General features: G+C 68.2%; 9 protein-coding genes. 4 read left to right on the forward strand and 5 right to left on the reverse strand.

All coding sequences use genetic code 11. The features are described from left to right. The first annotated feature begins 195 nt into the window (after positions 1–195). Complete coding sequence (locus tag FL344_RS36945; RefSeq protein ID WP_228565640.1) at positions 196–1,389, forward strand: hypothetical protein; 1,194 nt, start codon at positions 196–198, stop codon at positions 1,387–1,389. 13 nt (positions 1,390–1,402) lie between these two features. On the opposite strand, the gene FL344_RS36950 is transcribed toward FL344_RS36945, so the two are convergent. The 3 genes from FL344_RS36950 to FL344_RS36960 form a co-directional block, all read right to left on the reverse strand. Then, positions 1,403–2,212, reverse strand: a complete 810-nt coding sequence (locus FL344_RS36950) for a metallophosphoesterase (RefSeq protein WP_141621811.1) — start codon at positions 2,210–2,212, stop codon at positions 1,403–1,405. Positions 2,213–2,314: 102 nt separating this feature from the next. Further along, entirely contained in the window at positions 2,315–2,878 is a 564-nt protein-coding gene (locus tag FL344_RS36955) for a hypothetical protein (protein WP_228565641.1), read from the reverse strand. A gap of 134 nt (positions 2,879–3,012) precedes the next feature. Beyond that, positions 3,013–3,963: an alpha/beta hydrolase gene (locus FL344_RS36960; protein WP_141591801.1), complete on the reverse strand. Its 951-nt coding sequence runs from the start codon at positions 3,961–3,963 to the stop codon at positions 3,013–3,015. A 167-nt stretch (positions 3,964–4,130) separates the two neighbouring features. Here FL344_RS36960 and FL344_RS36965 point away from each other — a divergent pair, with 167 nt between their 5' ends. From FL344_RS36965 to FL344_RS36975, 3 genes are all read left to right on the forward strand, one after another. After that, entirely contained in the window at positions 4,131–5,054 is a 924-nt protein-coding gene (locus FL344_RS36965; RefSeq protein WP_141621809.1) for an oxygenase MpaB family protein, read from the forward strand. A 133-nt stretch (positions 5,055–5,187) separates the two neighbouring features. Continuing rightward, entirely contained in the window at positions 5,188–5,577 is a 390-nt protein-coding gene (locus FL344_RS36970; RefSeq protein ID WP_141591799.1) for a hypothetical protein, read from the forward strand. A gap of 236 nt (positions 5,578–5,813) precedes the next feature. After that, positions 5,814–8,261: an ABC transporter permease gene (locus tag FL344_RS36975; RefSeq protein ID WP_141621810.1), complete on the forward strand. Its 2,448-nt coding sequence runs from the start codon at positions 5,814–5,816 to the stop codon at positions 8,259–8,261. A 58-nt stretch (positions 8,262–8,319) separates the two neighbouring features. Here the strand turns inward: FL344_RS36975 and FL344_RS36980 are convergent, their stop codons facing one another. Both FL344_RS36980 and FL344_RS36985 read right to left on the reverse strand, forming a co-directional pair. Further along, complete coding sequence (locus FL344_RS36980; protein WP_141591797.1) at positions 8,320–10,374, reverse strand: radical SAM protein; 2,055 nt, start codon at positions 10,372–10,374, stop codon at positions 8,320–8,322. A 141-nt stretch (positions 10,375–10,515) separates the two neighbouring features. Then, a complete protein-coding gene (locus tag FL344_RS36985; RefSeq protein WP_225888511.1) occupies positions 10,516–10,788 on the reverse strand; it encodes a hypothetical protein in 273 nt (90 codons plus the stop codon). Positions 10,789–11,077 lie beyond the last annotated feature (289 nt).

Raw genomic sequence — 11,077 nt, forward strand, 5'->3', positions numbered from 1 at the left:
GGGATGGTGGGGCGGCGGCGATGGGCAATCGGGGTGTTGGCGTTCGGGCTTCTCCTCGTGGGGTGCGGGGAGAGGGCGCACGCGGCAGCCCGCGCCCCGGGCTTGGAGGTGGCGGGGTCGTCTGCAGGTGAGGGCGAGGGGGTCCTGGCGTGGACGCGTCCGCTGGTTCTGGGGGACAGCGAAGCGCCACATGCCGTGGTGGCTCCCGACGGGGACGTCCTCGTCGCGGCGACCTACCGTGAGCCTCTGGACCTTGGGGGAGGCTCCCTGCCCTTCAACCACGTATCAAGAGCGCCGCACCTGCTGGTGGCGCGCTTCTCTTCGGAAGGCACCCTGCGCTGGGCGCATGGGCTGACACCGGAGACAGACACCACGCGCGCGCACGTGGGCGGGCTCACCGTGGATGGCGAAGGCAACGCGTGGCTGGGCGGCGTGTCTGCAGGCTTCGCGCAGGGCGCGGTGAAAATCCCGCCCGGAGCGTTCCTGGCCCGGCTGTCGCCCCAGGGCGCGCTGGAGCGCGTGCGGAACTTCGACGGCACGGGTGCGCTCACCGTCAATGCGCTCGCGCCGGACGGCGCTGGCGGCGTGGTGCTGGTGGGAGACTTCCAGGGCCAACGCGACTTCGGCGACGGCGTGAAGGAATCTCCACAGGGCCAGCGCTCCGCCTTCGCGGTGAGCCTGGACGCCAGCGGCCAGACGCGCTGGAGCCGCACCTGGGCCGCGGAGAGCGAAGGTCTGGTGACGGCCCGGGCCGTGGCGGTGGATGTCTTTGGCGGCGTGCACGTCGCGGGGGCCTATGCGGGTTCCGTCTGCTTTGGCGGGCCGACGCTCGTCACGGTGCGGCAGCGCACGCCTTTCGTGCTGAAGCTGTCTTCGGACGGCGTGCACGCCTGGAGCCGGGACTTGCGCGGCACCGAGGGCACCGCCAATGCCCTGGCGGTGGGGCCTGACCGCGTCTTCGTCGGTGGGAACTTCTCCGGGCGCTTCTACTTCCGGGGGAAGCCTCACACCTCCAGCGGCTATCAGGGCTTCGTGGCTGTCTTTGATACCCATGGCAAGGAACGCTGGGCGCGCTCCTTCGCGGCCACCGCCACCGCGCTGGCCACGGATGATGCCGGGCAGCTCACCCTGGTGGGCTCGCATGATGGCGGACTGGATTTGGGCGGCGGCGGCGTGCCCGCGGGCCTCTACGTGGCCCGGTTCCACCCGGAGGACGGCGCCTCGCTCTGGGTGCGCAGCTTCACCAGTCCAAGCCCCACCCTGGCGCGCACGGTGGCGGTGGATTCGAGCGGCTACGCGGTGGCGGCGGGCGCGTTGGCGCGCTCGCATCCAGAAGGCACGCCCTACCCTCGCCCTCGGGATGGATTCCTCCTGCGACTGAGGCCCTGAGGAGGAGCCGGCTTCAGCACATGAGCAGCACGGCCCTGCTGTCCACATTGAGGACCTGGGGCCCCGCGGGCAGCGCCACCAGCGGCGTGTCCCAGTGCGAGTGGCCACAAATCACCAACAGGTCGTCACGGGCCGGCAGGCCCTCCCGGATGGCCGCGCTTCCACGCATGCGCGTTCCAGGCACATCGGGTCCCTGGTGGAGCACCAGCAGCTCCGGGTCCTGCCGAATGACGTCACGAAGGCTCCGAAGAAACGCCTCTTCGTCGCGCCGGCCGGGCTTGTCCGGACGGCCGATGATGCCGCTCACGCCGCCCACCCGAAGCCCATCCACATCCACCACGTCGCCGTCGAGCATCTGCTGCTCCGGACGCTGGCGGAAGAACTGCGCCCGCTCGCGCGCGGTGCCAAAGGTGTCGTGATTTCCCGCCACGCCCGCCACCCAGCGAAACTGCTGTCCAAAGGCATCCCATACGGAGCGCACGTCCCCGGATGCCCCCCGAACTAGCGCGGCGTCGTCGGAGAACAGGTCCCCCGCCAGCACCACACCCGTGTGCTCGAGCGGGGGCAACATGCCCTCCGCACTCAAGGACGCGAGCCCATCCGCCAGGACTTCTCCCAGCAGGGCCACCGCGCCTCCCAGCAGCGCGCGAGGCGCCACTCCCTGCAGGTCCGACGTCACCACCAGGGCATCCAGCCCCGCTGGCAGTGCGTCGACCTTCCCCTGTAGGAGGGGCAGGTTCTGGGTTTCGGTTCCACCTCGGGGGGCCGCGGTGAGGTAGGGCCACAGGTACAACGGTTCCGCTTCGAGCTTCAGGATTCGCATGGCGCCCAGGGTCGCCCCGGGCAGCGCCTTCCTGACAGCCACGGTTCGCCCCGGCTGGGGCCACGACCTCAGGCCCCAGCGAATCAAATACGCAGACAGCGATTAGAACAGCCGCAGCAGGGTCAGCGAGACATTCGCCGTGGCGGAGCGCACGCCGCCGAGGATGCACTGGGTCACCCCGGGCACGGACGACACGTCCATCGTCTTGATGGCGAGCGCGTTCTCATACCGGCCGCTGGAGACCCGGCCCAGCAGCGTCACCATCGTCATCCCCATCGGCCGCACATCCACCCCACCGAGGAACTCGATGACGCTCTCCGAGCCGTCATTCCAGGTCACGGTGTTCTGGGTGGGCACGCTCGCCATCAGGCAGCTCGCCACGCCATTCCCGGTGATGGTGAACGAACCCAAGGCAATCCCGGGGTCCGTCGCGTCCAGACAGGACGAGAACTGCCCCGAGCCCGTCACGTCCACCAGGCGGGCGAAAAGCGAGATGGCCGGCGTGTAGTTCTGGCTCTGGTTTCCCTGCATGCACTCGACCAGGGTGAACTCGGGTGGGGGAACCTGCGCGAACGCCGCCGCGGGAGCGACCGTGAACGCCAGCGCGGCAATACCACTCACGCAACTGGCAACAGCGAATGAGGACTTGAGAGACAGACGCTTCATGGCGACCTCCAATGCAGCGGGGGGAGGCGCCAAGATTGAGAGGCAGCCTGCAGGCAGCCATTGCCTTGGAGAGCCGGCGCCCGTCATGCGCTCGCCAGTCTCCTCGGCCGGCTCTCAGAAATTGAAAGGCGGGCTCAGTTCGCGTGCAGCCACTCGCGCAGCTTGGTGGTGGTCAGCGCGATGGCGCCTCGCGCCGCCGGCGTCTGCGCCAGCGCGTTGAGCATGACGAAGTCGTGATGCGTCCCCAGGAAGCGGACCTGGGTGACGTTGACGCCCGCCTCGGAGAGCTTCGCCGCGTAGGCCTCGCCCTCGTCACGCAGCACGTCGTTCTCGTCGGTGATGATCAGCGCGGGGGGCAAGCCCTTGAGCAGGTCCAGTGACGCCCGCAGCGGGGACACATGCGGGTCCACGCGCTTGCCGGCCTCCGGCAGATAGGCATCCCAGAACCACTTCATCGCCTTGCGCGTCAGCCATGGCCCCTCCGCGAACTCCTGGTAGGAGCCGCTGTCGAAGTTGGCGTCAGTGACGGGATAGAAGAGCACCTGGAAGCGGATGGACGGCCCCCCGCGCTCCTTCGCGAGCATGCTGACGACGGTCGCCATGTTCCCTCCGACGCTGTCTCCCACCAGCGCCATGCGGCGGGCATCCACGTTGAATTCGTCCGGGTGCTCCGCCACGTACTTCGTCGCGGCATAGGCCTCTTCGATGGCCACGGGGAACTTGTTCTCAGGCGAGCGGCCATAGTCCACGAACACCGCGGCGACATTGGCCCCCTTGACCAGCTCCCGCACCAGCCGCTCGTGCGTCCTGGCATCTCCCATCACCCAGCCCGCGCCGTGGACGAATATCAGCACCGGCAGGCGCTCCTTGCTCCCCTTCGGCCGGAAGAGCAGCGTCCGAACGGAGCCCCTGGGCCCCACGGGCAGCTTGCGCTCCTCCACGTCCGCGTCTGGCATGGACACTGGAATCGACTGCGCCTCGAGGAGGACTTCCCGTGCCTGCTCTGGCGTCAGGGTGTACAGCGGCGGGCTGTTCGAGGCCGCCAGGTCCGAGACGAACTTCTGCGTGGAAGGGTCCAGGTTCATGCGCGCTGCTCCTTGGTCCGGCGCCCGAGGACGGACGCCGCCGGAAAGGTGCCAACCCAGGCGCGAGCGTCAGCAACCATGCGGGCAAGGACCCGGCGCGGCGCCAGCGGGCGCGGCAGGCCCTGTCTGGGCTAGACTCCGCGTTCGCATTCACAGAGGAGCGATGGATGAACCGCTTCGCGCTGCGCGACCTCACGGACCGCCTCGACGCCCAGACCCAACACGAGGACATCGTCCGCATCCTCGCCACCCGGGAGTTCCCCTGGGACGTCGAACAGGCGCTCAGCTTCGCGCTGTTCCGCACCTACGCGGTGCCCAGCATCGGCGTCCTCCTGCACGACACGGGCGAGTTCACCCAGCGCACCCAGAAGCGCTACGACGACACCGTGCTCATCCTGGACACCATCCTGGAGCACGGCATGGCCAGCCAGGAAGGCCGGAGCGCCTTCCGGCGCATGAACCAGATGCACGGCGCCTATGACATCTCCAACGATGACATGCGCTACGTGCTCTCCACCTTCGTGGTGATGCCCGTGCGCTGGATTGCAGACTTCGGATGGCGGCCACTCACGCCGCATGAAGTGACGGGATGGACGAACTACTACCGCGCCGTCGGCCGCCACATGGGCATCCAGGACATCCCGGAGACCTACGAGGCCTTCACCTCGCTCATGGACGGCTACGAAGCCAAACACTTCGCCTTTGACGCGCGCAGCAAGGCCGTCGCGGACGCCACCCTGGAGCTGCTCACCACCTTCCCGCCGACGAACCTCGCCCCCAAGCGGCTGGTCACCCTCTTCGCGCGCACGCTGATGGAGGACGCCCTGCTGGACGCGTTCCACTACCCCCACCCGTCTGGCCTCAGCCGCAAGGTGTTCCGTCTGGCGCTCAAGGCGCGCGGCACGTTCGTCCGCTACGCGCTGTCTCCAAAGAAGGAGCCCGCCTACGCCCGACAGCGCGCGAACATCCGCAGCTACCCGAATGGCTACGCCGTCGAATCCTTGGGAACCTTCCCCAGGACATGTCCCGTGAAGCATGGCGCCGCCGCGGAGGGCTCGCCTCCGCGCGCGCCGACCCAGGGCGGCCCCTGAGGCACCCGGCGTCCCACAAGGGCAGGCGCAAAAGTGGGAGAAAAGGCGCACACGGGAAACTTTCACCCACACACCCCGACAATCATTTCAAGAAACACATCGCGGGGCCGCGAAGGCCCACGGGGGAAACGCCATGTTCAAGGTCAAGCAGAACCACACGTTCCAGAATCCGATGCGGCAGCAGATCGACCAGACCACGCAGGGCAAGCAGAGCGACTACGCCCACGCGGTCGGCGGCGTGAACCAGATTCTCGACCGGAACAACATCGGCATCTCTTCGCGCTCCCAAGCCAGCGTCATCGACAACGTGAAGAAGGTGGAGACGGGGGAGCGCAGCGAGGTCAACGCCCACCAGCGCGAGGCCCTGAACTTCGGCCGGGACGCCTTCGAAAGCGCCAAGAAGGGCAACTACAAACAGGCGGGCGTGGAGGCTTTCGGCTCCACCGTCAATGGACTGGCCTCGCTGTTCAAGTCCATCTACACGGAGACGCCCAGCGAGAAGCAGGGCATCCCTCCCCACTGAGCTGACGCGCCCCAGCTCGCCGCCGCGCCTTCTGTCGTCTCCTCCGTCATTCCTGGAGCGAGCACGCCCGAACAGGTGAAGGCAAACGTGCAGTCCATGACGGTCGCGATTCCAGACGCCTTCTGGGAAGCACTGAAGAAGGAAGGGTTGATTGCGCGGAACGCGCCCGTCACCTCCGGGCCTGGGTTCATTGCCGGGTGAGCTGTTTTTGCTAGGCTCACCCGCGCGAGGTGGACATGGCCCGTATCGCCGACGGAGTGGGGGACATCGCGAGCGACTTCAAGTTCGCGGTGCGGATGCTCCGGAAGGACCCGGTCTTCACGCTGGTGGCCGTGCTGTGTCTGGCATTTGGGATTGGCGCCAACGCGGCCATCTTCAGCGTGGTGGATGCGGTGCTGCTCCGCCCGCTGCCCTACCACGAGCCAGGACAGCTCGTTCGCCTCTTCGAGACGACACCGGCGCGGGACCCGACGTGGCTGGGCTCGGTGTCGTGGCCCAATTACCAGGACTGGTCCACCCAGCTCCCCTCGCTGGAAGGCGTGGCCGCCTACGAATTCCAGGGCCGCAACCTGATGACGCCCGAGGGCGCGGAGCGCGTGAACGTGGTGGCGGCCACGGCCAACCTCTTCCAGCTCCTGGGCACGCCGCCCAAGCTGGGCCCCGGCTTCGCGCCCGGAGATGACCAGCCCGGGGCCGCGCCCGTCGTCGTCATCGGCGAGGGCCTGTGGCAGCGCCGCTTCGGAGCCGACCCGGGCCTCGTCGGGCGCACGCTGACGCTGGACGGACAGCCGCACACCGTGGTGGGCATCCTGCCCACGGCGGTGGGCTTTCCCGCGGGGGCCCGGATGGAGGTCTTCATCCCCTTCGTCCCCTCCGCGGACCGGGTGGACAACCGGGGCTCGCACTTCCTGAGTGTCCTCGGGCGGCTGCGCCCGGGTGTCCCGCCCCAGACGCTCGCCGCGGAGCTGAAGGAAGTGGCGCGCCGCATCGAGGAAGAGCACCCCGCGCAGCAAGCCGGGCGGAGCGCCGCGGCGGTGTCCCTGGCGGAGACGGTGACGGGCAACGTGCGGCCCACGCTGCTGCTCCTGCAGGGCGCGGTGCTGCTGGTGCTGCTCATCGCATGCGCCAACGTGGCCAACCTGCTGCTCGCCCGGACCTCCACGCGGCAGCAGGAGATTGCCATCCGCTTCGCACTGGGCGCGAGCCGGGGACACATCGTGCGGCAGCTCCTGGTGGAGAGCCTGCTGCTGTCGCTGCTGGGCGCGCTGCTGGGCGTGCTCCTGGGCGCCTGGGGTGTGAACGCCATGGGCAACCTGGTCCGGGCGTCCTTCCCACTCACCGGGGACCTTCCCCTCAACGGGCGGGTCCTCGGCTTCCTGCTGCTGATCTCCGTGGGAAGCGCGCTCACCTTCGGCCTGACACCGGCGCTCCAGGCCACGCGCACGCCGCTGCGCGCCAGCCTCGCCGAGCCAGGGGCCAAGCAGTCTCCGTCGCGCGCGCACCACTACTTTCGCGGCGCGCTCGTCGTGACGGAGGTGGCCCTGTCGTTGGTGCTGCTCGTCGGAGCGGGGCTGCTGCTGCGAGGCTTCGTGAAGTTGCTGGGCACCGAGCCCGGGCTGGAGCCGCGCCACGTCCTCACCGCCCACCTGCCCATCACCCCGAACCAATACCCCCGGGAGGAGGTCGTCGAGCGCCTCTTCCAGCCCATCCTGGAGAAGGCCCGGACGCTCCCGGGCGTGGAGTCCGCGGCGCTCATCTCCCTCCTGCCCATCCAGACGGCGTGGACCAGCGGGGACTACGCCGTGGAGGGAGAGCTGCCGGCGGAGCCGGGCAAGACGCTGTTCGCGGAGTTCAGGACGACCAGCCCGGACCTGTTCAAGTCGCTGGGGATACCGCTGCTGGCCGGCCGCGACTTCACCGAGGACGACGGCCGCGGCGCCGAGCAGGTCGTCATCGTCAACCAGGCCCTCGCCCGCCGGCACTTCGCGGGAAGCGAGGCCGTGGGACGCCGGCTGCTCATCGGGGGCCAGCCCGTGGAAATCATCGGCGTGGTGGGAGACGTGCGGCAGGCGGGCCTGGACCAGCAGCCCCTCCCCGAGGTCCACCTCCCCTACAACCATCCGCGCTCCACGCTCTGGTACTTCCAAGCGGTGACGCTGGTGCTCAAGACACGCACGGCGCCCGCTGGCGTGGCAGCCACGCTGCGCGGCGCGGTGCGCACCGTGGACTCCGAGCAGCCGCTCTACAACATCCTGACCATGGAGGAGATCATCCAGCAGTCCGTGGCGGGACGGCGCCTGAGCCTCACGCTCCTGGGCGCGTTCGCGCTCATCGCGCTGGTGCTGGCCACCGCGGGCCTCTACGGCGTCATCTCCTACCTCGTCTCGCAACGCACCCAGGAGATTGGCATCCGCATGGCGCTTGGGGCGCCTCCGGGCCGGGTGGTGCGGCTGGTCATGGACCAGGGCATGAAGATGGCGGGCTTGGGAATCGGCGTGGGGCTCGTCGCCGCCTTCGGGCTGTCCCGCTACATGGAAAGCCTGCTGTACGGCGTCAGCGGGACGGACCCACTGACCTTCGGCGTGTTCGCCCTGTTGCTGGGCGGCGTGGCGCTGCTGGCCACCTGGCTGCCCGCGCGCCGCGCCTCCCGCGTGGACCCCATCATCGCCATCCAGAAGCGATGACGGGGCGCGGTCCCTCGCGCCCTGGGCCTCCAGGAGCGAGGGACACGGACGCCCGGCCTCAGGACGCTTCGCGCAGCGCTGTCAGCTCCTCCACGTCCTCGGGCACCGGGTCCAGCGCGGCCGACAGCGCAGGATAGGCGGCGAGCAGGTCCTCCACCTTGGCGCCGAACTGGAGCCACCCGACGATGCGCACCGCGTCCTCGTTGGTGATGCACACCCGGCGCAACCGCCGGTTCACCACGAAGTGACGCTTGCCCTCGGGCGTGTCGAACGCATAGCCCCGCAGCAGCTCCGCCGCGGAATAGCCCCGGTCCGAATCCTCGACCTCGGCGAAGGCCTTCTTCAGGGCGTCCCGCCCGTAGCGGCTGAGCAGCAGCAGCAGGTGCTCCCGGTCCACCCAGTGCCCGTGCTGGTAGACCTTCCGCTCGCGCTTGAGGCGGTTGTAGCGCTCCAGCATGGCCTGCGCGCCAGCCGCGTCCAGTCCCGTGGCGGGCTCGTATTCATAGAAGAGGTCCAGCACGGTGTCCGTGCGCGGCTTGAAGGCCTTCACGCCGAACTGCTCGGGTGACAGGTGGATGGGCGCGTTGTGCTCGAAGACGAAGGTCCCCGTTCCCTCCGAGTGCAGGATGTCCGAATGCCCCAGCAGGAACTGGACGGTCTCCTCCGCCTCGGCCTCCGTCTCCGTGGGGAAGCCGAAGAAGTTGAAGGTGTGGCTCCAGATGCCCGCGTCGTGCGCGAACTGGAGATTGTCCACCATCACCTTCTGCGTGTTGTTCTTGCGCATGTGGCGCTGCACGCGCTCGGACGCCGTCTCCAGCCCGATGTAGAGCGAGCGGAAGCCAATGTCGTGCATGTTCTGGAAGTCTTCCCGCGTGAAGTACTTCTCGAACTTGTAGAGCGCGGTGAAGAAGTAGCGCCCCTTGGGGACGGCGGGCGGCAACATGCGGAAGAGCTTGGGTGGCAGCGCCTCGTCGTTGAACGCGAAGTGCCGGACGCCATGGCGCGCGTTGAGCACCTCCAGGTCCTTGGCAATCATCTCGGGCGCGCGCATGCGGTAGCGGTCGCCGTAAATCATGCCGTGGTAGCAGAACGCGCACTTCCCCCAGTAGCAGCCGCGCGTCGTCAGCAGCGGCAGGACAATCTCGGGGGACAGGTATTCATCCAGCGGCAGCCCCCCGAAATCCGGCGTGGGGACCTCGCTCATCGGTAGTGAGTCCCCCAGCGGCGTCAGCACCAGGTTCTCACCCTCCATGAAGGCGAAGTTGGGCGGGCGGTCTCCCCGTGGGTCTTCCACGGACAGAAAGCGGTCCAACGGGCGCTCGCCCTCGTACCGGCAGATAAAGTCGAAGCACCTGCCGAACAGCTGGGTGACCCACGTGCTCTCCTTCTCCACCAGGCGGGAGAACACGCTGCCCCCCACCAGCACCGGGACGTCCGGATGGCGCTGCTTCAGCACACGGCAGAGCGTGAGTCCCGCGACAATCTGCTCGGTGCCGATGATGGACACGCCGAAGTAGCGAGGTAGCTGCTTGACGCCCGCGACCTGCTCCTCGAAGAACGCGATGAAGGGGTTGGCGTTGCGGTTGTCGATGAAGGCGAGCAGTGACGGAATGGAGCCCAGGACGTCGCCGTCCTGGAGTGACGTCGTCCCCACCTCGATGACAGGCTCCGCCGCGGAGAACGCCGCGAGCAGCGCTTTGAGCGCGTCCACGCTGTCCTTGAAGCTCTCCACCGTGCCGTAGGTATCGCCGGTGCGCAGCCCCTCCACCTGGACGATGAGCTGCTCATACTCCTCCAGCGTCGCCAGCGCCTGCAGGCACCGGGCGCGGTAGAGGCGGTGCTCATCCGTCAGCGCTGCGATGAAGCGCTCCAGCCGCGCCCGCGCCAGGGGCAGGCGCGCCCGGCTGATGAACCAGCGGTAGAAGACGACGTTCCAGTCGTCCTGGTGGACGCGGTGGCCCTTCTGCTCCAGGTAGGCCTTGAGCGACGGGGTGCTCAGGAAGGGCTGGAGCGGAGACCACTGCGGAGGGAAGACGAGATGAAGGTCCGGTCGCGAGCTGTCGCGGGCCTCCTGGGGGGTGTCACCGGGCCGCTGCGTCAAGGGCGTTTCCATGGGCCAGAACCTCCATGTGCTGGGCTGAACCGACAAGGCTGTGCGTCATCGCGCGCCGGGAGCGCTCCCATGAACTGAATGCCCCCGAAGAAGCGCTGCCTCCCAACAGGAAGGCAGCGCTGACAACAGACTTCGGTGGAGCTATGCGAGGCCCAGGTCCGCGACGAGCGACTGGAGCATCACCGGCTTGCCGCTGGCCATGGTGCCAGGCTTCACGACCTGCTGCTGTTGCTGTTGCTGCTGCTGCTGGACCTCGGTCGTCGGGAAGCTGACGTTGCTGACGCCAATGGTGTCATTCACCACGGGCTTCAGGGTCGCGGCGTTGCTGGCGAAGGCTCCGAAGAGCACCGTCAGGGCAGCCGGTGAGGCGAGTGCGCGAATCGTACGACGAGAACCCTTCTTCGAGTCGTCCATGCGTACCTCCGGGGGTGTTGTTTTGTCTGCGACCCGTTCAGGTCTTCACGCATCACCTGTCCGGGCGTCTTGATTGTCCATGGCCTTCTCACGACATATCAAGACGCGTCCCGGCAAAAACAAACACCCCACCATCACCACGACTGAATGACTTTGTCAGACACCGAAACGGCGAGCGCGGGCCTCCGGCGCACCGGGGCCTCGCGACGGGTTGGAGACAGGCGGCGCCGGGGACTCAAGGCGTCGGCTGTCTCATATACACATCTGACGCTGCCGACGAAGCTAGAAG

The organism is Myxococcus sp. AB036A, assembly GCF_006547355.1.
Lineage (GTDB): Bacteria > Myxococcota > Myxococcia > Myxococcales > Myxococcaceae > Myxococcus > Myxococcus virescens.